The 19,298-nt window shown below is 61.6% G+C and carries 21 protein-coding genes; 11 read left to right on the top strand and 10 right to left on the bottom strand.

The features are described 5' to 3' along the window. Positions 1–24 precede the first annotated feature (24 nt). Genes C4J83_RS23625 through C4J83_RS23610 form a run of 4 tightly spaced genes read left to right on the top strand, consistent with a single transcriptional unit; the run spans position 25 to position 2,555 of the window. Positions 25–444 carry a YybH family protein gene (locus C4J83_RS23625; protein ID WP_124418318.1) on the top strand — a complete coding sequence of 140 codons (420 nt, stop codon included), beginning with the start codon at positions 25–27 and terminating at the stop codon, positions 442–444. A gap of 42 nt (positions 445–486) precedes the next feature. After that, positions 487–831, top strand: a complete 345-nt coding sequence (locus tag C4J83_RS23620) for a YciI family protein (protein WP_106578483.1) — start codon at positions 487–489, stop codon at positions 829–831. Between the two features lie 27 nt (positions 832–858). Then, complete coding sequence (locus C4J83_RS23615) at positions 859–1,335, top strand: SRPBCC family protein (RefSeq protein WP_106578484.1); 477 nt, start codon at positions 859–861, stop codon at positions 1,333–1,335. Beyond that, a complete protein-coding gene (locus C4J83_RS23610) occupies positions 1,332–2,555 on the top strand; it encodes an RNA polymerase sigma factor (protein ID WP_124418317.1) in 1,224 nt (407 codons plus the stop codon). Before C4J83_RS23615 ends, C4J83_RS23610 begins: the two co-directional genes overlap by 4 nt. Positions 2,556–2,684: 129 nt before the next feature. Here the strand turns inward: C4J83_RS23610 and C4J83_RS23605 are convergent, their stop codons facing one another. Continuing rightward, positions 2,685–3,410 (bottom strand): SDR family oxidoreductase, encoded by a 726-nt coding sequence (locus tag C4J83_RS23605; RefSeq protein WP_106578486.1) that lies wholly within the window; start codon positions 3,408–3,410, stop codon positions 2,685–2,687. A gap of 111 nt (positions 3,411–3,521) precedes the next feature. On the opposite strand from C4J83_RS23605, the gene C4J83_RS23600 reads away from it, so the two are divergent. Further along, on the top strand, positions 3,522–4,364 hold the full coding sequence (locus C4J83_RS23600) for a LysR family transcriptional regulator (protein WP_124418316.1): 843 nt from the start codon (positions 3,522–3,524) through the stop codon (positions 4,362–4,364). Positions 4,365–4,508: 144 nt separating this feature from the next. On the opposite strand, the gene C4J83_RS23595 is transcribed toward C4J83_RS23600, so the two are convergent. Next, positions 4,509–5,363 (bottom strand): LysR family transcriptional regulator, encoded by an 855-nt coding sequence (locus C4J83_RS23595; RefSeq protein ID WP_119741536.1) that lies wholly within the window; start codon positions 5,361–5,363, stop codon positions 4,509–4,511. 88 nt (positions 5,364–5,451) lie between these two features. Between C4J83_RS23595 and C4J83_RS23590 the strand changes: the two genes are divergently transcribed. Continuing rightward, entirely contained in the window at positions 5,452–5,892 is a 441-nt protein-coding gene (locus tag C4J83_RS23590) for a multidrug/biocide efflux PACE transporter (protein WP_106578489.1), read from the top strand. Here C4J83_RS23590 and C4J83_RS23585 read toward each other — a convergent pair. Further along, positions 5,879–6,784, bottom strand: a complete 906-nt coding sequence (locus tag C4J83_RS23585; protein ID WP_106578490.1) for a LysR family transcriptional regulator — start codon at positions 6,782–6,784, stop codon at positions 5,879–5,881. The two genes, C4J83_RS23590 and C4J83_RS23585, sit on opposite strands and share 14 nt — an antisense overlap. A gap of 50 nt (positions 6,785–6,834) precedes the next feature. Next, positions 6,835–7,593: an SDR family NAD(P)-dependent oxidoreductase gene (locus C4J83_RS23580; RefSeq protein WP_124418315.1), complete on the bottom strand. Its 759-nt coding sequence runs from the start codon at positions 7,591–7,593 to the stop codon at positions 6,835–6,837. 106 nt (positions 7,594–7,699) lie between these two features. Here C4J83_RS23580 and C4J83_RS23575 point away from each other — a divergent pair, with 106 nt between their 5' ends. Continuing rightward, positions 7,700–8,596, top strand: a complete 897-nt coding sequence (locus tag C4J83_RS23575; protein ID WP_119741538.1) for a LysR family transcriptional regulator — start codon at positions 7,700–7,702, stop codon at positions 8,594–8,596. On the opposite strand, the gene C4J83_RS23570 is transcribed toward C4J83_RS23575, so the two are convergent. Next, positions 8,593–9,510 carry a LysR family transcriptional regulator gene (locus C4J83_RS23570; protein ID WP_124418314.1) on the bottom strand — a complete coding sequence of 306 codons (918 nt, stop codon included), beginning with the start codon at positions 9,508–9,510 and terminating at the stop codon, positions 8,593–8,595. The two genes, C4J83_RS23575 and C4J83_RS23570, sit on opposite strands and share 4 nt — an antisense overlap. A gap of 104 nt (positions 9,511–9,614) precedes the next feature. Here C4J83_RS23570 and C4J83_RS23565 point away from each other — a divergent pair, with 104 nt between their 5' ends. The 3 genes from C4J83_RS23565 to C4J83_RS23555 all read left to right on the top strand — a co-directional run bounded on the left by C4J83_RS23565 (position 9,615) and on the right by C4J83_RS23555 (position 12,650). Continuing rightward, positions 9,615–10,418 carry a 5-oxoprolinase subunit PxpA gene (locus C4J83_RS23565; RefSeq protein ID WP_124418313.1) on the top strand — a complete coding sequence of 268 codons (804 nt, stop codon included), beginning with the start codon at positions 9,615–9,617 and terminating at the stop codon, positions 10,416–10,418. A gap of 382 nt (positions 10,419–10,800) precedes the next feature. After that, a complete protein-coding gene (locus tag C4J83_RS23560) occupies positions 10,801–11,679 on the top strand; it encodes a 5-oxoprolinase subunit B family protein (RefSeq protein ID WP_124418312.1) in 879 nt (292 codons plus the stop codon). Then, on the top strand, positions 11,676–12,650 hold the full coding sequence (locus C4J83_RS23555) for a 5-oxoprolinase subunit C family protein (RefSeq protein ID WP_124418311.1): 975 nt from the start codon (positions 11,676–11,678) through the stop codon (positions 12,648–12,650). Before C4J83_RS23560 ends, C4J83_RS23555 begins: the two co-directional genes overlap by 4 nt. A gap of 123 nt (positions 12,651–12,773) precedes the next feature. Here the strand turns inward: C4J83_RS23555 and C4J83_RS23550 are convergent, their stop codons facing one another. From C4J83_RS23550 to C4J83_RS23530, 5 genes are all read right to left on the bottom strand, one after another. Then, entirely contained in the window at positions 12,774–14,390 is a 1,617-nt protein-coding gene (locus tag C4J83_RS23550) for an inorganic phosphate transporter (protein WP_119741548.1), read from the bottom strand. Between the two features lie 261 nt (positions 14,391–14,651). Then, positions 14,652–15,674, bottom strand: a complete 1,023-nt coding sequence (locus C4J83_RS23545; RefSeq protein WP_106576083.1) for a transporter — start codon at positions 15,672–15,674, stop codon at positions 14,652–14,654. Between the two features lie 100 nt (positions 15,675–15,774). Next, positions 15,775–16,947, bottom strand: coding sequence for a GAF domain-containing sensor histidine kinase (locus C4J83_RS23540; RefSeq protein WP_106576084.1), 1,173 nt, complete (start codon positions 16,945–16,947; stop codon positions 15,775–15,777). Between the two features lie 184 nt (positions 16,948–17,131). After that, positions 17,132–17,437 (bottom strand): PepSY domain-containing protein, encoded by a 306-nt coding sequence (locus C4J83_RS23535; protein WP_106576085.1) that lies wholly within the window; start codon positions 17,435–17,437, stop codon positions 17,132–17,134. Between the two features lie 99 nt (positions 17,438–17,536). Beyond that, positions 17,537–18,664, bottom strand: coding sequence for a glycerophosphodiester phosphodiesterase (locus tag C4J83_RS23530; protein WP_106576086.1), 1,128 nt, complete (start codon positions 18,662–18,664; stop codon positions 17,537–17,539). 232 nt (positions 18,665–18,896) lie between these two features. Here C4J83_RS23530 and C4J83_RS23525 point away from each other — a divergent pair, with 232 nt between their 5' ends. Beyond that, the gene (locus tag C4J83_RS23525) at positions 18,897–19,220 is read left to right on the top strand and encodes a DUF2025 family protein (protein WP_119741550.1); all 324 of its coding nucleotides are present in this window, start codon (positions 18,897–18,899) and stop codon (positions 19,218–19,220) included. Positions 19,221–19,298: the final 78 nt, after the last annotated feature.

Genomic DNA, 19,298 nt, shown 5'->3' with positions numbered 1-19,298 from the left:
TTTTCCACCCTCAGGAGTATCGCCATGAGCACTGCAATCACCCGTCTGATCGATGAATGGCAGCAGGCCGTGCTGGCCCGTGATATCGATAAAATTGTCAGCTTTTACGCCGACGATATCGTCGCGTTCGACGCCGTCACCGCGTTGCAATTCAAGGGCAGGGCGGCCTACCGCACGCATTGGGAAGACTGCATGAAGCATTGCCCCGGCCCCGGTATTTTCGAGTTTCATGAGCTGCATATCGTCGAGGCCCCAGAGAGTGCGTTTGCCCATTGGCTGGCCCATTGCGGCGGCGCCGGGCCCGATGGCGTGGTAAAGGCGTGCTGGATGCGGGTGACCGCCGGTTACCAGCGCATCGAGGGTCAATGGCGCGTGGTGCATGAGCATTGGTCGGCGCCCTTCGACATGGGCAGCGGCAGCGCATTGTTCGACCTGAAACCCTGACCGCCACCAACTATAGTCAGTAGTCCGAAAACGGAGACGCCCATGAAGTACCTCTGCCTGATCTACAGCGACGAGCAGGTGTTGCACACCTCGCCGGACAGCCCTGCGGACCCCGAGTGTTTTGCCTACGCCGAGGCAATCCAGGCCAGTGGGCGCATGCTCGCCGCCGAGCCACTGGAGTCAGTGAGCACCGCCACCACCGTGCGCATGCGCCATGGCAAGTTGTCGATCACCGACGGGCCGTTTGCCGAAACCAAGGAGCAGCTTGCCGGGTTTTACCTGATCGAGGCCAAGGACTTGAACGAAGCGATCCAGGTGGCCGGTGGCATACCGGCAGCCAGGGTCGGCAGTGTGGAAGTACGCCCCGTGCGTGAATTGAATCTCTGAAAACAACAAGCACAAGAGGTTTATCCCATGACAACGCCAATTGCCGAATTTGAACTGTCCATCAGCCGCTTGATCGACGCCCCGCGTAACCGTGTGTTTCGCGCCTGGACCGAACCTGCCTTGTTGCAACAATGGTGGGGACCCCACGGCATGACCACGCCCGAGTGCGAAATGAACCTGTGGGTCGGTGGCCTGTTTCGTACCCTGATGCGCGCACCGGATGGCGCCGAGTACCCGACCCAAGGCGTGTTCCTGGAGATCCAGGCGCCGAGCCGGCTGGTGTTTACCGATGCTTACGCGCCAGGCTGGGTGCCGTCGGGCAAGCCGTTCATGACCGCCGAAGTGACCTTCGAAGAGGTCGAAGGCAAGACGCTGTACACCGCTCGCGCGATGCACTGGAGCGAAGCCGATAAACAGGCGCACGAAGCCATGGGGTTTCATGACGGCTGGGGCCAGAGCCTCGATCGCCTGGTGACGCTGGTGACCCAGGGCATGCCCGATTGACGCCTGAACTCGAGGCGATCTACCGCAGCGAGTCACGCCGCGTGCTCGCCACGCTGATCCGTTTGCTCGGTGATTTCGACCTCGCCGAAGAAGCCCTGCACGAGGCGTTCTTCGTCGCGGTCGAGCGCTGGCAGCGCGACGGTGTGCCGAGCAATCCACGCGCCTGGCTGGTCTCGACCGGTCGTTTCAAAGCCATCGACCGCCTGCGCCGCCAGGCCCGTTTTACCCCCTTGTTGCAGGAGCAGGCCGACGCGCTGGAGGCGGCCGAGTGGAATGAGGACGACGTGGAAGACGACCGCCTGCGCCTGATGTTCACCTGCTGCCACCCGGCGCTGGCGCCTGACGCCCAGGCGGCGCTGACCTTGCGTGAGATCTGCGCCCTCACCACCGAAGAAATCGCCCGCGCCTTTCTCGCCACGCCCACCACCATCGCCCAGCGCATCGTGCGCGCCAAGGCCAAGATTCGCGAAGCAGGGATTCCCTATCAGGTGCCGTCCCGCGACGAATTGCCCGAGCGCCTGGACAGCGTGTTACGCGTGGTTTACCTGGTGTTCAACGAGGGCTATTCGGCGTCCATGGGCGCGAACCTTACGCGGGAGGACCTGACCCGCGAAGCCATTCGGCTGGGACGCCTGCTGGTGGAACTGCTGCCAGAGCCGGAAGTCATCGGCCTGCTGGCGCTGATGCTATTGCACGAGTCACGCCGAGCGGCGCGCACCTCGGCCGACGGCGAGCTGGTGTTGCTGGATGAACAGGACCGTGGGTTGTGGGACGCGTCCTTGATTGCTGAAGGCTGCGCGCTGGTGGAGCAGGCGTTGAGCACACGGCGTTTTGGCCCGTATTGCCTGCAAGCCGCCATTGCGGCGGTGCACGCCGAAGCGTCGAGCGCGGGGGCAACGGACTGGCCGCAGATTGTCGGGCTCTACGACGTGTTGCTCAGGGCTGTGCCGTCGCCGGTGATCGAGTTGAACCGCGCGGTGGCGCTGGCCATGCGCGATGGACCGTGGGCAGGCCTGCAGGCAGTGGAAGCGATTTTTGCGCGAGGCGAGTTGCTGGATTACCACTGGGCACATTCGGCGCGCGGGGAGTTTTGTCGGCAGTTGGGGCGTACCGAGCAAGCCTGTGCTTCGTACGAAAAAGCCCTGTCACTGACTCAGCAAACCCCAGAAAAGCGCTTTTTAGAGCGGCGCCTGGCCGAACTCAAAACCATCAGACGGTAAGGATCAACACTGTGGGCGCTGGCAAGTCTGCGATAGCGGTGTATCAGCCAACAGATTGACAGCCTGATATACCGACATCGCCGGCAAGCCTGCGCCCACATTCAACAGGGGTGTTTGCAGTTTTTTCGGTTAAGGCTGCTGACGAGTAGCCGCCAACACAATCTCACGAATGCACACATGCTGCGGCTGCTGGTAGGCGTAGGCAATCGCCGAAGCCACATCATCGGCGCTCAACACGGTGCCGCCCATGTCCTGTTTCCAGGCTTGGTAGCCGGTCTTGATCGCCTCATCAGTGGTGTGGCTGAGCAGTTCAGTTTCCACCGCACCCGGCGCAATGGTGATTACCCGCACGTTGCTTGGCGACAATTCCTCGCGCAGGTTTTCCGAAATCCCATGCACCGCGAACTTGGTGCCGACATACGCGACATGGTTCGGGAAGGTCTTGCGCCCGGCCACCGAGCTGACGTTGATGATCGTGCCGCCCTTGCGCGCGACCATGCTGCCGGCCACCGCATGGATACCGTTGAGCAAGCCTTTCACGTTGACGTCGAGCATCTGCTCCCATTGCTGCGGGTCTTGCTCGCTGACGGCGCCCAGCAGCATGACCCCGGCGTTGTTGATCAGCGCGTCGGCCGGGCCGAATTGCGCCTCGGCTTCTTTAACGGCGGCAACCAGCGCGGCGCGGTCGGTGATGTCGACGCCGCGGTTCAAGGTGTTTGGCAGCGCCAGGTCGTTCAGGCGCTCTATGCGCCGCGCCAGCAACAGCAGTGGGTGGCCGGCGGCCGACAACAGGCGGGCGGTGGCTTCGCCAATACCGGAACTGGCACCGGTGATGATGATCAGTGGCTTGCTCATGAATGCACTCCTGGAATAAGAAATATCGATAACTGAACGGTCGGCGCAGTATATTTACCGCCGCCGAGGCTGAAAAATGCCTTATTCCTCTGTCTGCCATCGGATAAAGCTATGGATGTGCGTCACCTCAGGGCCTTTCTCGCGGTGTTTGAAGAACGCAACATCACCGCGGCCGCCCAGCGTTTGTTTATCAGCCAACCGACGCTGTCGGTGACCATCAAGCAGCTGGAAGACGAACTCGGTGTGGCGTTATTTGTGCGCCAACCGCGGGGTGTAGAAGTCAGTGCCGAGGCCCGGGTGCTGTACCCGCAGGCGCGGCGCATGGTCGCTGAAGCGGACGCCTTGAGCGGTTTGTTTCGCGGGCGCGAAAACCGCATCGCCCTGGAGCTGGGCGTGGAGTGCGATATTGCCGACAGCCAGATCGAGACTTTCCTGCGTATGGCGCACCACGGCCTGCCGGGTTTGCTGCTGACCTTGCAGGAAGGTTGCGAAGGCGACGGGCGCTTGGCCGTGGAGGAAATGTGCTGCGAGGACGAGCTGTTCCTGCCGCTTTGGGAGGAGTCCTACGTGATGGCATTGCCCGAGGCACACCCGATGGCACACGCCGGTAAAGCACAGGCCTGGGCGCCGATTGAAGACTGGATCACCTGCCCACAACACGATTCGCACCAACGCTTGATGGCGCTGTACGGCCGTTCGCCGCATGCAGTGGCCGGGCATGCCGGTTCGTTGACCCAGGCACTGCACATGGTCGCGGCGGGTGTGGGCGTGGCGATGTTGCCGCAGTCGATGGCCGCCGAGCGGGCCGGGGTGGTGATTCGCGAATGGCACCTGCCGGCACCGACGCGGCGCGTGGGGTTGTGCTTTGCCGCGCAGGCGTTGGAGCTGCCTGCATTGCGCGCCTTGCATGAATATTTCCAGAACAATCGGCCGCCACAGCTCTCTGCGGCGTGACACAAATCTCCTGTTCGAAGCAGTTCCAATGTGGGAGCGGGCTTGCTCGCGAAAGCGGTGTGCCAGTCAGCGCATTTTTTACTGACCCACCGCCTTCGCGAGCAAGCCCGCTCCCACATTTGGATCTCTATCGCCTGCAATTAATCACTCCAACATCTGCCCCAACATCCAACTCCCCGCCGGCCCCGGCGGGTGCTGGCGTGACCACAGCGCATCCACCGCCACCGAACGTGGCCAACTGCGCACCTCAAGTTCCACCAGCCCGGCATTCCCAAATCGCTCCACCAGCCAGCGCGGCAGCGCCGCCCAGCCGAAACCGAGCTGGGCCATTTCCATCAGCATCAGAAAACTCGGCGCCGACCACACACGGCCGGTCGGGCGGGTTTCGTTGGGGTTGATGATGCTGGCCAGACGCAATTCGCGGTGTTGCTGCAAGGCCTGCGGGTCAAGGTTTTGCACGTTGGCCAAAGGATGAGTGGGGGCCACGAACACGGCGATTTCCGTACGCTCTGCCACGGGCGCGCGGGTCAGGTCGGGCGGGTAAACCTCCTGGGCTTCGATCAAGGCAATCTGCGCGCGGCCGCTTTGCACCAGGGCGATCAGGTCTTCGCATTCGGCGATCAGCCATTCCAGCTCCAGGTCCGGGTAGCGTTGTTCAAACGCTTTAAGCGCGAGCTCGAAACGCTCCGACTGATACGTATCGGACATGGCGATACTCAACTTCGGCTCCAAACCCATTGCCAACTGGCTCGCCGCCAGCTCCAGGCGGCTGCTGGCTTCCAACACCTGCTCGGCCCGTTGCAATAACACATGGCCGGCGGGCGTGAGCGTTGGCTTGCGGCTGCTGCGATCAAACAGCACCACGTCCAGGTCAATCTCCAGACTCGCGACCGCCGCGCTTACGGTGGACTGGCTCTTGCCTAACTTGCGCGCCGCGGCGGAAAACGAGCCTTGGGTGGCCGCCTGGACAAACGCCTGCAGCACTTCATGAGAGGCCATGACTATCGCCTTGATCGATGGTTATTAGTTATGAAGTATCGATTCAAAGGGTAATCATGGCAACCGTCGTCACTCACGGAGCCGGGTCATGAACCCTACCAAGTCGATTACTGAACGTGTTTGCCAGGCCATTGGTTTTGAAGGTTTGGCGTTGTTGATCTGTACCCCGTTGCTGGCATGGATCATGGACAAGCCCGCCCTGGAGATGGGCATGGTCACCCTGGCAATCAGCCTGATGGCGCTGACCTGGAACGTGATTTTCAATGGCCTGTTCGATCGCCTCAAGGCACGCTGCAAGCTCGCCAACAACGGCTGGACGCGTGTGCTGCACGCGCTGATGTTCGAGGGCGGCCTGATTCTGGTGTGCGTGCCGTTGATCGCCGCGTGGCTGAACATCAGCCTGATGCAGGCGTTTATTCTCGACATCGGCGTGCTGCTGTTCTTCCTGCCGTACACCTATGTGTATCACTGGGGCTATGACGTGCTGCGGGAAAAGTTCTTACAGCGGCGGCTGGTCAGCCAAGCTTGAGCGAGGCGACAAACTCCAGAAACGCCCGCACCTTGGCGGCGGGCAAATGCCGCGACGGGTAGTAGGCGTACAGCGGAAAACGCTCGTCCGGCCAGTCGGGAAACAACTCCACCAGGCTGCCGGCATCGAGCGCCGGCGTCAGGCCCAGGTCGAGCATTTGCGCCACCGCATGCCCGTGTTCACACACGCTGTACAAGGTGCTGGCGTCGTTGACCACCAAGCGACCGTCGGTGCGCACGATCACTTGCTCGCCCTTGCGGTGGAACTCCCAGGCAAACGGGCGCCCGGTTTGCGAGTCGCGAAAGTCCAGGCACATATGCCCGGTTTCCAGGTCTTGTGGCGTGGCCGGTCGGCCGTATTGCTCAAGGTAAGCGGGAGAGGCCACGGTGAGCACGCGCACTTCCATCAATTTGCGCGCGATCAGCGAGGAGGATTGTGGGATGCCGAAGCGAATTGCCACGTCAAAACCGTCGGCGACCAGGTCGCCGAGTTGGTCGCGGGTGTGCAAGTCCAACTGCAGTTGCGGGTAGCGCCGCATGAAATCGCCCAGCACCGGGCCCAATACCAGGCGCGAGAAGTACGGGTCGATGTTCACCCGCAAGCGCCCGCGCACGGTCAATGCACTGTCGGCGGCGGAGCTGGCGGCTTCTTCAAGACCGGCCAGCAACGGCGCGATTTGCTGATAAAAACGTCGGCCTTCGTCGGTCAGTTGCACCGAGCGCGTGGTGCGGTCGAACAGGCGAATCCCCAGGCGCTTTTCCAGGCGCGAAATCGCCCGGCTGACCCCCGAAGGCGTCATGTCCAGGCTGTCGGCGGCGCGGGCAAAACTGCCGCTGTCGACCACGGCTGCCAATACGCCCATGCCGCCGGCCAAACCTGGATCGAAACTCATCGGTGATTGCCTGTCTGTGACTTGAAGGCATTGATGCTAGCGCACAATGCCTACAGAAACATGCCGCCCGACGCTTCGATGCGCTGCCCGGTGATCCAGTTGCTGCCATCGGCCAGCAAGGTCGAGATCGCGCCGCCGATGTCGTCTGGCAAACCGGCACGGCCCAGCGCGGTGTTGTTGGCGACCATTGCGTTGACGTCCGGGTTATCGCGCACTGCGCCGCCGCTGAAGTCGGTGGCAATGGCGCCCGGTGCCAGGGCGTTGACGGTAATGCCGCGCGGGCCCAACTCTTTGGCCTGGTAGCGCGACAGCACTTCAACCGCGCCCTTCATCGAGGCATACGCCGAATACCCTGGCAGGCTGAACCGCGCCAGGCCGCTGGAGATATTGATGATGCGCCCGCCATCGCTGATCAGCGGCAGCAACTTTTGCGTGAGGAAAAACGGCGCCTTGAAGTGGATGGCCACCAGGCGGTCAAACTGTTCTTCGGTGGTTTCAGCGAAGCTGGCGTGAGCGCCGATGCCGGCGTTGTTGATCAGAAAATTGAAGTGATCCTGTGCGAAAACATCCTTGAGTACTGTGCTGACCTCGCCGACGAAGTCATTGAAGGTGCCGCTTTGGCTGACATCCAGTTGCAACATGGCAGCACGGCCACCCAGCGCTTGAATCTGTTCCACCACCGCTTGGGCTTCGGCTGCGGCGCTGTGGTAGGTGCCGATGATGTCGACGCCCTGTGCCGCCAGGTGCAGCGCCGCGCTTTTGCCCAGGCCGCGGCTGGCGCCAGTGATGAGTGCGATTTTACGGGTCATGGTGCAGTCCTCGTGTGTGATCAGTGGGACTGAGTGTATTTGTCCGCTCGTAACGTGATAAACAAGGCGCTATCGGAATCACTGGCCGGATAAGGCGAACAATCCCATGAACAAGCTTGAGCTGTTGCGCACCTTCGTGCGGGTCACCGAACTGTCGAGTTTCACCCAGGCGGGCGAGAGCCTGGGGCTGCCGCGCTCCACGGTGTCCGAGCACGTGCAGGCACTCGAAGAATTACTCGGCGCGCGCCTGTTGCAGCGCACCACGCGCAAGGTCCAGGCCACTCAGGACGGGCGCGTGCTGTATGAGCGCAGCAAGGATTTGCTGTCGCACATGGAAGAACTTGAAGGCCTGTTTCGTCAGGATGAAGCGCAACTGACCGGGCGCATTCGCGTGGACATGCCCAACGTCATGGCGCGGGACCTGATCCTGCCGCGCCTGCCCGAATTCATGCACGCCCACCCCTTGATCGAGTTGGAAATCAGCACCACCGACCGTCAGGTAGACCTGCTCGCCGAAGGTTTCGACTGCGTGTTGCGCGTCGGCGCGCAGCCTGATCAGTCGGTGGTGGCGCGCCTGCTGTGCAGCATGCCGATGATCAACTGCGTCAGCGCCGAGTATGTTCGGCGCCATGGCAAGCCCGAGACCCTGGCCGACCTGGCGCATCACCAATTGGTGCATTACGTGCGGCCATTGGGTTCGCGTTCGCCGGGGTTCGAATACCAGCAGGGCAACAAAGTGCACCGCGTGCCGATGGCCGGGCGCGTCACGGTCAACAGCACCGATGCCTACAAGTCGGCGTGCCTGGGCGGTTTTGGCATCACGCAGGTGCCGGTCCTGGGAATTCGCGATTTACTCGAGCGCGGTGAACTGGTGGCCGTGTTGCCTGACTACCCCGCGCCGGCGTTGGACGTGTCGTTGCTCTATGCCGGGCAGCGGCATTTGCCACAGCGCGTGCGGGTGTTCATGGATTGGCTCGCCGCCACCGTGCAAGCCCAGATTTAACGCCGCGCCGACAACTGCTGCGGTGCCAGGAAAGCATCGTGGAAGTAATCCCGAAACGCCTGCATCGCCGGTGTGAACGCGCGCTCGCGGTGCCAGGCCAGGCCGACGCTCATGGGCGTCACTGGGTCGGTCACGGTCAGCGTCTCGATGCGCTTGCCTTCCAGGGACCAGGGCCGGTGCACCAGGTCCGACAGAATCGCCACGCCGCTGCCATTGGCAACCATGCTGCGCACCGCCTCCACCGAGCTGGTGCGCAGCCGCACCTTGGGCGTTTGTCCGGCCTGTTCCCAGTAGCGCATGGCGCTGTGTTCGGCCTCGTCGACGGTGAGCAGGATGTAAGGTTCCTGCGCCACATCGGCCAGGCTCACGGCGCCGCGTTCGCACAACGGGTGGTGGCTGGGCAGCCACAGGCGGCGTTCCGAATTGAACAGGATCTCGGAGACGATATCCGGGTGAGTGAGGTTGGCGGTGAGCACCACGGCCATGTCGAATTGACCGTCGAGCAGGCCGTGTTCGATGGCTTGGCGCTCCTGCTCGAACACCTCGATGGTCACGTCCGGGTGCCAGTGTTCCATGCGTTGCAAGTGATGCGGCAGGAAATAGCCGAGCACCGTGTAACTGGCCGCCACGCGCAGCACGCCGCTGGCGCGGTAATCCGGCAGCGGGCTGTTCAGCGCGTCGTCCACGCTGCGCACAATCACATAGGCACGGTTGAGAAAGTGCCGTCCGGCATCGGTCAGGTTCATGCCTTGAGCCGAACGCACAAACAGCTGCACGCCGAGCATGGCTTCCAGTTCCTTGATCGCCGTGGTCACCGCCGACTGGGAGATGTTCAAGTGAATGGCCGCCTGGGAAATCTGGCCGATCTCGGCAGTGGCGACGAAGTAGCGAACTTGGCGCAAGGTCAAGGACATGGCTTTATCTGATTTTCAGAAGATGGGCCATCTGATAATAGATCTTCCCAAGGGGTCAAGCGCCAGCCTACTTTCCTGGCATCACCTTTGGCGGAGCGACACCGATGCAGGCAGTGGATTTCAATTCAGACATGGGCGAAGGCTTCGGCCCCTGGACCATCGGCGATGGCGTGGATGCTGAACTGATGGCTTACATCAGCTCAGCCAACATCGCCACCGGCTTCCACGCCGGCGACCCCGGTACCATGCGCCGCACCGTTGCGCGCGCCAAGCAACTCGGCGTGGCCATCGGCGCGCACCCAGGCTTTCGTGACTTGGTGGGGTTTGGCCGTCGGCATATCAACGCACCGGCGCAGGAACTGGTGGACGACATGCTCTACCAGCTCGGCGCCCTGCGCGAAATCGCCCGCGCCCAAGGCGTGCCCCTGCAACACATCAAGCCCCACGGCGCGCTCTACATGCACCTGGCTCGCGACGAAGAGGCCGCGCGCTTGCTGGTGCAAAACCTGCAACTGATCGAACCGACATTGTTGCTGTACTGCATGCCCAACTCGGTGATCTGGCGCGTTGCCAAGGAACTCGGGCAGCCTGTGGTGCGCGAGTTTTACGCTGACCGTGAATACGACCTGACCGGCTCCATCGTGTTTACCCGCCATGTGCGGGCGCTTGACCCTGCAACGGTCGCGGCGCGGGTCTTGCGGGCTTGTCAGACGGGGTTGGTGCGTACGGTAGAGGGCGAAGACCTGCCTATCGCATTCGACTCCATCTGCCTGCACAGCGACACGCCCGGCGCGCTGGAGTTGGTCGAGGCCACCCGCGAAGCGTTGGACCGGGCGGGCATCATAGTCACAGCGGCGAGTGGACGTGTTGGGGCGAGAGGACTCTCTGAGGGCGAGCGGGCTTGCTGAGACAACCGGGCTTACTAAGACGACCGGGCTTACTGAGGCAACCGGGCTTACTGTGGTAGCCGGGCTTACTGTGGCGAGCGGGCTTGCCCCGCGTTGGGCGGCGAAGCCGCCCCAATAAACGCCGCGTCGTGTCAGGTAGCACCCGGTCGCCTGATTTAAGGACTGCTGCGCAGCCCAACGCGGGGCAAGCCCGCTCGCCACAGTAAGCCTACTGACCACAGTAAGCCTACTGACCACAGTAAGCCCACTGACCACAGTAAACCCACTGGCAACAGTAAGCCCGCTCGCCACAACAACATGCGCTCACCCCAACAAAAAGCATGCACACACACACACATGATTTTTTGCCTGCCTTTCTACAATGATTCCAAGAGGAACAGACATGGCTGAAACGTCCCCCATCCGCTACAGCTTCGGCGGTGATGAACACTTGTTTGCCGAGGTCAGCGACAGCATGTCCCTGCAGGCCTTTTTCAAAGGCATGGCCGTGACCCGCGCCGTGGAGCGTCTGGCGCTGGACGGCGTATTGGATGTGTGCCTGGCCAATGCGTCGTTTCAGATTCGCTTCGACCCCGACCGCATCGCGCCACACGTGCTGCTCGACGCCGTGCAAAGCGCCGAAGCCCAGGCCGTGGCCGAGCGCACGTTGCACACGCGCATCATTGAAATCCCGGTGCTCTACAACGACCCCTGGACCCACGAAACGCTGATGCGTTTTCGCGACCGTCACCAAGACCCCACGGGCACAGACCTGGAATACGCTGCGCGCATCAACGGCCTGGCCGATGTCGACGCGTTTATCGCCGCCCACAGTGGCGCGCCGTGGTTTGTGTCGATGGTGGGCTTTGTCGCAGGCCTGCCGTTCATGTTCCAGATGGTTGAGCGCGAACGGCAATTGCAGGTGCCCAAGTACCTGCGCCCGCGCACCGACACACCCAAATTGACCCTCGGGCATGGCGGCTGCTTTGGCTGTATTTACTCGGTACGCGGCGCCGGGGGTTACCAGATGTTCGGCGTGACCCCGGCGCCCATCTACGACCCGGCGCAGCAGTTGGCGTACCTCAAGGAGCACATGGTGTTCTTCCGCCCCGGAGACATCGTGCAGTTCAAACCGCTGGACCGCGACGCCTATGACCTGGCGGTCGCCGAGGTGGACGCGGGGCGTTTCGACTTGCGCATCCGTCCGGTGGAATTTTCCCTCGACGCCTTTATTGCCGACCCCGTTGGCTATCCGAAAACCCTGCAGGAGGCGCTGACATGATCAAAGTCATCAAACCCGGCCTCGCCACCTCTGTGCAGGACCTTGGTCGTGAAGGCTATTACCACTTGGGCATCCCGCCCTCGGGTGCGCTGGACCAATACGCCTTGAGCGCGGCCAACCACCTGGTGGGCAACCCGATGGGTGCGGCCGGCCTGGAATGCACCTTGATCGGGCCTGAGCTGCTGTTTCAACAGGACGCGTTGGTGGCGCTCAGCGGTGCGCTGATGGCGCCACGCCTGGACGGTGATGTGGTGCATCAGGACACCGCGTTCCAGGTGCGCGCCGGGCAGGTGCTGCGCTTTGAATTTCCCAAGGCGGGCGCGCGCACCTACCTGGCAGTGGCGGGCGGCATTGATGTGCCATTGGTGCTCGGCAGCCGCTCGACGTACACCCTCGGCGCGCTTGGCGGGTTTCAGGGACGGCGCTTGCAGGCGGGCGATGAACTGCCGATCGGCCAGGCCTGCGGGCTGGGGCGTGCGGGCAACAGTTTGCCGATGGCGCTGCGTCGCTCAGTCGGCGGCGATGTGACCTTGCGTGTGGTACCGGGGCTGTATTACGACCGGCTGACTGACGGCGCGAAAAGCAGCTTTTTTGCCGAACCGTGGACAGTGGGCTCCGAGGCGGATCGCATCGGCTATCGCTTCAAGGGCGGCAGCGCGTTGAGTTTTCAGCCGCGTGAGCAGCCGTTTGGCGCGGGCTCGGACCCGTCGAATATCGTCGACAGTTGCTACCCCATTGGCTCGATCCAGGTGCCGGCGGGGTTGGAGCCGATTGTGCTGCACAGGGATGCGGTCTCGGGCGGTGGCTACGCGATGATTGGCACGGTGATCAGTGCGGATCTGGATTTGATCGGGCAGATGCAGCCGAACCAGCGGGCGGGGTTTGTGGCGGTGACGCTTGAGGAGGCATTGGAGGCGCGGCGGGTGTACAAGAAGCGGCTGAAAATAATGGGCGGTTTATTCACTCCCTGAAAACACATAGGACCTATGTGGGAGCGGGCTTGCTCGCGAAGGTGGTGTGTCAGCCAGCCTATTCGGTACTGACACACCGCCTTCGCGAGCAAGCCCGCTCCCACAGTTTTTAACAGTGTTGTGTCAGAACAGTTGGGTGAACAGCCAGTACAAACTGCCCGACAACAGAATCGCCGCCGGCAACGTTAGCACCCAGGCCATCAGCAAATTGCGGATGGTCTTCATCTGCAACCCCCCGCCATTGGCCACCATGGTCCCGGCCACACCGGACGACAGCACATGGGTGGTCGACACCGGCAACCCGAACATGTCCGCTGCGCCAATCGTCAGCATCGCCACTGTCTCGGCCGAGGCGCCTTGGGCATAGGTCAGGTGGGTCTTGCCAATTTTCTCGCCCACCGTTACCACGATGCGCTTCCAGCCAACCATGGTGCCCAGGCCGAGAGCGATGGCCACGGCGATCTTCACCCACAGCGGAATAAAGCGCGTGGAATTGTCGATCTGTTCCTTGAACAGCTTCAGCTTGCCTTGGGTGTCGGCGTCGAAGCTGCCGACCTTGTCCTTGTCCATCAGGCGAATGGTTTCGCTGGTCAAGTACATGTCGTTGCGCACGTTGCCTACCGCTTCGGCGGGGACTTTGGCCAGGGAGCCGTAGCCTTTGACTTCGTCACCTATCTGGCCTGCCAGGGCGGCGAGGGCGGGTATCAGTTGCGGTGTGGCTTCCTTGGTGCGCACGTAGGTCGACAGGATCGGCCGTGGGTCGCCCGGCAGTGCTTGCGGTGCGCTTTTCATCAAGGCGACCTGGGTCACCTCGGCCACTGCCGCAAACTGCAACGACTGCTCGGCCGGCATGGTGCGGTTCAGCGCGTAAGCCATTGGCAGGGTGCCGACCAGGATCAGCATGATCAGGCCCATGCCTTTCTGGCCGTCGTTTGAACCGTGAGCGAAGGACACGCCGGTGCAGGTGGCGATCAGCATGCCGCGAATCCACCACGGCGGCGGGGTGTCGCCCTTGGGCGCCTTGTACAGCGAGCGGTTTTTTACAAAGGCGCGAAGCGCCAGCAACAGCAAGGCGGCAAACGCGAAGCCGATCAGCGGTGACAGCAGCAGCGCATAACCAATCTTGATCGCCTGGCTCCAATCGACGCCGCTGGTACCGTCACGCCCGTGCATCAAGGCGTTCGCCACTCCGACGCCGATGATCGAGCCGATCAGGGTGTGCGAAGACGAGGCCGGCAGGCCCAGCCACCAGGTGCCGAGGTTCCACAGGATCGCGGCGATCAGCAAGGCGAAGATCATCGCGAAACCGGCCGAGGAGCCCACTTGCAAAATCAGCTCGACCGGCAGCAGGGCAATGATGCCGAACGCCACGGCGCCGCTGGACAGCAGCACGCCGAGGAAGTTGAAAAAGCCCGACCACACCACTGCAAAGTGTGGCGGCAGCGAGTTGGTGTAGATCACCGTCGCCACTGCGTTGGCGGTGTCGTGGAAGCCGTTGACGAATTCGAAGCCCAGGGCGATCAACAGCGCCACGCCGAGCAGCAGAAACGGTGTCCAGGTGGTGACCACCGTGCCCAGCTCGTGCATGTCGTGCATCAGGCTGTAGGCGGTAAACAGCAGGCCCATGGCGAGCACGGCGAAGAAGATGATCACCGTCACCAGGCCGGGTTTCTTGTCCAGCCGGGGTTTGGGGTCTGCGTGTGAGGCGGTGGTGGAGGCAGTCAGGGAAGGGGTGGCCATGCCGGAGCATCCAGTGTGGGGAGGATGTCGTTGATGATCATTGCAGAATGTTACAGAGATGCTGCGGTAAGTCAGTGTTTAGGGAATTGGGCGTGCCACTGGTCTACAAACGTCCACAAAAGTAATGTCAGAGTGCAATCAATGTGGGCGCTGGCTTGTGTGGGAGCCGGGCTTGCCCGCGATGCAGGCACCTCGGTATTTCACAGACACCGGGGTGATGCTATCGCAGGCAAGCCCCCACCGTTTTGTAGCATTCCACGGTCAGTAGTCTTTGCGCTTTCTAAAGGCCCAGCGCCCGGCTATCAAGGTGAACGTGGCCACCAACGCCACCAGAATCCAGAAGCCTTCCGGGTCAGTGGAGAGCGGCACGCCGCCCACGTTCATGCCAAAAAAACCGGCAATGATGTTGATCGGCAACGCCAGCACTGTCACCACCGTAAGGGTGAACAGCGTGCGGTTGCTTTGTTCATTGAGGTTGGCGGCGATCTCTTCCTGCAACAATTTGATCCGCTCACCCAGGGCCATCAGGTCGTTGATGATCAGCGCAAACTCCTCGGTGGATTTGCGCAATTCCTTCACGTCCTCCTTTTGCAGCCACTGCGGCGGGCGATTGAGCAGGCGCAGCAACGAGCCCGGTTCCAGCGCCAGCAGGCGTTGCAGGCGCACCAGCACCCGGCGTGCGGCACCCAGTTCGGCGCGGTTGGTAGACAGGCGCGAAGACAGCAATTGGTCTTCGATGTGGTCGACGCTGAGGCTGGTCTTGCGCACGATCTGGGTCAGCACCTCGCCCTGGTCGCGCAACAAATGCACCAGCAGCTCCAGCGGCGAGCGAAAGCGTTCACCGGCTTTCACCGACGAGCGCAATTTGTCCACCGAATGCAACGGTTGCAGGCGCGCACTCACCAGCAAGTGGCTGCGGGCGCACACCCACAGCGTGGAAATATCCGAGGAAACCATGCTGCTGAAGTTGAACACCACGTCGTTGACCACCGCCAGCAAGGCCGAGTCAACGTGTTCGATGCGCGTAGAACGTGAACCTTCGTGCAAGGCTTCGAAAAACTCTTCCGGCAGCGCCAGATGCGTCTGCATCCAGCGCTCGCACGCGGCGTGCGCCAGGTTCAGGTGCAGCCAGAGAAATTCATCCGGGTTGTGCGGCGCCTGCAAGGCTGCGAGCGCCGTGGCCGAATCAATCTGCTCGCCCTTTTCGCCGGGTCGAAAACGAAAACCGTAAAGCAGGCCAAACAGATCGGGATCCTGATGGCCGTGGTCGATGCTGTGGTTCATGGAGGCTCGCAGAGAAAGCGCCTGTAGGACGTTTCACAGGTTCGCGTGGGCGAATCATTGCAAGGCCGGATGACGATTTTGTGACGGTATGAAAACGAGTTCAGCGGGTTTTCAGTGTGAAGGTGAAGCGCGTGCCATTTTCTGCGCAGGACGATACCTGCAGCTGTCCGCCGTGGGCATCGGCAATCTGCTTGACGATATACAAACCCAGGCCGAGGCCGGCTTGTGGCGTGTCCCTGAGCGGCCGCGAGTAGGGCTGAAAGAGCCGAGGCAACGCCAGTTCGTCGATCTGGCCGGGGTTCTTCACGGTCAGCGTGAAGTGGTCATGCTCAATCCGCGCCGTGACCTCCACCGGGCCGTCGTGGCTACCATGATGGATGGCGTTGGCCACCAGGTTGGAGAGCAATTGCGCCAGCCGATCGCGGTCGCCGTAGACGCCACGCAGGTCGCCGATATCGGCCTTGATCAAGCGTTGCGGGTGCACGCTTTGCACTTCGAAGACCACGTGTCGAAAAGCGTCCTGCAAATCCAGGCAATCATTGAGGTGCAGCGGAATGCCGCTGCCCATGCGCCCGCGAGCGAAATCCAGTACATCTTCGACCAGTTGCGACGCGCGCCGGCCACTGGCGAGGATGTGCCGTACGAGCGGGTCGGTCGCCGCGTTGGGGTGTTTGCGCAGTAGCCGCTCGGCACCGAAGTTGATGGCGAACAGCGGGTTGCGCAGGTCATGGCCGAGCACGGCGATGAATTGCTCGCGCAGTTCGGCCGTGCCGCGTTCTTCCTGCAATTGCGCCTGGGTATCCTGCAAATCCTCCTCGGCTTCGATCTGCAAGGACAGCACCCGGGCGAACGACTCCATGGTCGATTGGATCGTGCTGCTGCGCAGCTGCGCCGGGTTGGGGTCCAACGCGCAAATAGTGCCGAAAAAGCGCCCGTCAGTGCGGAACACCGGCACCGAGATGTAGCTTTCAAACTGGTACATGCGCGGGGTGTGGTGGTCGTGGTAGCGCGGGTCTTCACTGGCCTTGTCGATCACCACGGAGACGTGGGAACCCCGGATTTCGTGACAGATAGTCGTGGAAAGGTCCAGCTCGCCACCCACACCGAGGCCGAACTCCAATTGATCGAGCACAGCGCAGGCGGTCCAGGTGTCCTCGGTCACGCGCGCCACGGCGGCAAAACGCAGGCCGGTCATGTCGCTGATGACTTTGAGCATCGCAGGTACGGCACTGATACGGCCAATAGTGGCGATGTCGGCGGCTTTCTGCCCCATTCAGCGGTCTCTATAGGGAGGAGGGTGGGCGTTGTACCCACGTTAATAAGTGGGATTCTAGCGACCTTGCGCGTTGTAGGTGTAATTTCATTAACTATGTGGGTACTTTTCCTGCCTCTGGCTTTCCAGCGCGCATAAAAAACCGCGCCACTTAAAAAGTGGCGCGGTTTTTTTGGCGGTTGACTCAAGTGTCTTGCTTGTTTTCCAGCACCGCGCCGGTCTTGGCGTCGAGCTTGACTTCAAAGCGCTTGCCAGCGGTGTCGGTCACGTCAACTTCGTAAACCAGTACACCGTTTTTGTGGTCCAGCTCGGTGTCGGTGATGCTGGCGCCGGGGTGAGTGGCCACGGCGGCGGCGTTGAGTTTCTCGAACGGCATGACTGCGCCGGATTTGAGCAGGCCTTCAATATGGTCCGGACGAACGTCCGCCTGGGCCAGGCCGGCAGTCAGGGTCAGGGCGGTAGCGGCAAACAGGGCGGTCAGGGTTTTCATGGTGTGTCCTTCTGGGTGAGCTGTTTAAGTGGCGCCAGATTAACCAGCGCAACTTAATTCATCCTTAATGGCGAACCGACACCTATTGCGGCCTGACGCTTAGTACCCGTTGTCCTTAAGCAGGTCCTGCACACTCGACGACGGCCAGCGCTTGTAGAACTTCAGCAGTTCGGCGGCGCGGTTGGTGAAGATGCCATCGACGCCAGCGGCCATCACTTTCTCGAAGTCCACCGGTTCATCGACGGTATAGACGTGCACCAGCAAGCCTTTGTCGTGGGTCAGCTTGTTCATTTGTGGCTTCACCAGGTCGGTGTAGCTCTGGTCGCCATGGTTGGTCAGTTCGGCCGATGGGCCGGTGCCGATGGCGCCGAGGCTCTTGGCTTCGTCGACCCACTTTTCAAACTCGGCAGCGTCTTTCGGCTCTTGCTTGGCGTAGTAGGCCGCTTTGGTGGTCTCGCCGGATTCGGCGAATGTCTGCGCGGACTTCGGCTCGATGCTGCCTGGGCCGACCCACAGCAGCAGGATTTTCGGGGTGTTGGGCATTTCTTTCTGCAGCTCTTTCAAGCTGTCTTTTTCAAACGTTTGCAGCACCACGCGGCCCTTGCCCTGGCCGACGCCCGTGTTGCTCTTGCCCAGCTTGGAGCCGGCAGAGCTCAACCAGCCCTTGTCCAGCAGCTTGTTTTTCAGGTCGGCTTCGATGCCCGGAAATTGCTTGGGCTCTTTGGTTTCGATGTACAGGCCGGGTTTGTGCTGCGGGTTGCCTTCGGCGATCTTGATGATTTCGTCCAGGCTCTGGATTTTCAGGCCGACGAACGCTGGGCGCGCACGATCCGGGTAGGCGGCGTTGAACCAGCTGCCAGCGTCCAGGGTGCGCAGCTCGGCCCAGGTGAACTCGTTGGCCGGGGCGTCTTTGCGCTCGGGGAACTTGGTCGCCACGTCGGTGGTGCGCTGCAGGTTGTTGTCGTGCAGGGCGAACAGCACGCCATCTTTACTGCGCTGCAGGTCCATTTCCAGGTAGTCGGCGCCCAGGTCGCGAGCGAGCTTGTAGGAAGCCGCGGTGGATTCGGGAGCGTCGTAGGAAGCGCCACGGTGCGCAATGACGGCCGGGTACGGAATGCCTTCGTTTGTTGCCAATTCAGCCGGGCTGATCGGGTCGGCAGCCTGTGCCTGGCCAAGGCCGAGCATCAGAGCGAGCAGCAAGGCGCTCTTGGTAAACGTGACAGGCATATGCGAAGTCCTTTCATGGAGGTAACTTTGAGAAGGCGTCCTTTTTAACAATTGATTGCGAAAGGCGCTATCACCAAACCGACATTAAGGTGCTCAGGCGCCATTTTTCGGGTTTTTTTTGTGCTGTAGTGCAGTATTCTTGGCCGCAGCTGCCCCGTCAGAGGGCCGTAATTTCTGCCACGCGTGTAAACCATCTTTCCAGTCCCAGTGGGACTTTTCAGTGAGGTTTACCATGCGCATCACTTCAGAACTCATCTGCCAGGCCGCCGACCAACTCCACGGTTTTGTCGGCCTGAACCGCAAAACCGGCCAGTACATTGTGCGTTTCAGCGAAGATGCCTTCGGCATGGACGTGGCCGATGACGGCATCATTCCTACTGCTGAATTTGTCTGGCTACCGGCCGCCGACCACGCCATGACCCTGTCGCGCGAACGCCTGCAGTTGCTGCTGGACCAGAACATCGACGACCGCATCAACATCTCCGAGCCGTTGCGCGTGTACATGCGCCGGGTCGAAATCCCGCAGATCAGTGCGTTGCGCAGTTTGGTCAGCTAAGCACCTGTTGTTTTGCAGGCAATCAAGATCAGAGGTGGGAGCTGGCTTGCCTGCGATGCAGACGACGCGGTCTTTGGG

This window comes from Pseudomonas sp. LBUM920 (genome assembly GCF_003852315.1).
Classification (GTDB): Bacteria; Pseudomonadota; Gammaproteobacteria; order Pseudomonadales; family Pseudomonadaceae; genus Aquipseudomonas.
Note: the sequence above shows the minus strand (reverse complement) of the source record. Positions and strands in the feature narration are given on the sequence as shown.

Excerpts from the sequence above, each read along its gene's own strand:
- C4J83_RS23625 (WP_124418318.1), top strand. The coding sequence starts at position 25 with ATGAGCACTGCAATCACCCGTCTGATCGATGAATGGCAGCAGGCCGTG.
- C4J83_RS23620 (WP_106578483.1), top strand. The coding sequence starts at position 487 with ATGAAGTACCTCTGCCTGATCTACAGCGACGAGCAGGTGTTGCACACC.
- C4J83_RS23615 (WP_106578484.1), top strand. The coding sequence starts at position 859 with ATGACAACGCCAATTGCCGAATTTGAACTGTCCATCAGCCGCTTGATC.
- C4J83_RS23605 (WP_106578486.1), bottom strand. The coding sequence starts at position 3,410 with ATGAGCAAGCCACTGATCATCATCACCGGTGCCAGTTCCGGTATTGGC.
- C4J83_RS23600 (WP_124418316.1), top strand. The coding sequence starts at position 3,522 with ATGGATGTGCGTCACCTCAGGGCCTTTCTCGCGGTGTTTGAAGAACGC.
- C4J83_RS23595 (WP_119741536.1), bottom strand. The coding sequence starts at position 5,363 with ATGGCCTCTCATGAAGTGCTGCAGGCGTTTGTCCAGGCGGCCACCCAA.
- C4J83_RS23590 (WP_106578489.1), top strand. The coding sequence starts at position 5,452 with ATGAACCCTACCAAGTCGATTACTGAACGTGTTTGCCAGGCCATTGGT.
- C4J83_RS23585 (WP_106578490.1), bottom strand. The coding sequence starts at position 6,784 with ATGAGTTTCGATCCAGGTTTGGCCGGCGGCATGGGCGTATTGGCAGCC.
- C4J83_RS23580 (WP_124418315.1), bottom strand. The coding sequence starts at position 7,593 with ATGACCCGTAAAATCGCACTCATCACTGGCGCCAGCCGCGGCCTGGGC.
- C4J83_RS23575 (WP_119741538.1), top strand. The coding sequence starts at position 7,700 with ATGAACAAGCTTGAGCTGTTGCGCACCTTCGTGCGGGTCACCGAACTG.
- C4J83_RS23570 (WP_124418314.1), bottom strand. The coding sequence starts at position 9,510 with ATGTCCTTGACCTTGCGCCAAGTTCGCTACTTCGTCGCCACTGCCGAG.
- C4J83_RS23565 (WP_124418313.1), top strand. The coding sequence starts at position 9,615 with ATGCAGGCAGTGGATTTCAATTCAGACATGGGCGAAGGCTTCGGCCCC.
- C4J83_RS23560 (WP_124418312.1), top strand. The coding sequence starts at position 10,801 with ATGGCTGAAACGTCCCCCATCCGCTACAGCTTCGGCGGTGATGAACAC.
- C4J83_RS23555 (WP_124418311.1), top strand. The coding sequence starts at position 11,676 with ATGATCAAAGTCATCAAACCCGGCCTCGCCACCTCTGTGCAGGACCTT.
- C4J83_RS23550 (WP_119741548.1), bottom strand. The coding sequence starts at position 14,390 with ATGGCCACCCCTTCCCTGACTGCCTCCACCACCGCCTCACACGCAGAC.
- C4J83_RS23545 (WP_106576083.1), bottom strand. The coding sequence starts at position 15,674 with ATGAACCACAGCATCGACCACGGCCATCAGGATCCCGATCTGTTTGGC.
- C4J83_RS23540 (WP_106576084.1), bottom strand. The coding sequence starts at position 16,947 with ATGGGGCAGAAAGCCGCCGACATCGCCACTATTGGCCGTATCAGTGCC.
- C4J83_RS23535 (WP_106576085.1), bottom strand. The coding sequence starts at position 17,437 with ATGAAAACCCTGACCGCCCTGTTTGCCGCTACCGCCCTGACCCTGACT.
- C4J83_RS23530 (WP_106576086.1), bottom strand. The coding sequence starts at position 18,664 with ATGCCTGTCACGTTTACCAAGAGCGCCTTGCTGCTCGCTCTGATGCTC.
- C4J83_RS23525 (WP_119741550.1), top strand. The coding sequence starts at position 18,897 with ATGCGCATCACTTCAGAACTCATCTGCCAGGCCGCCGACCAACTCCAC.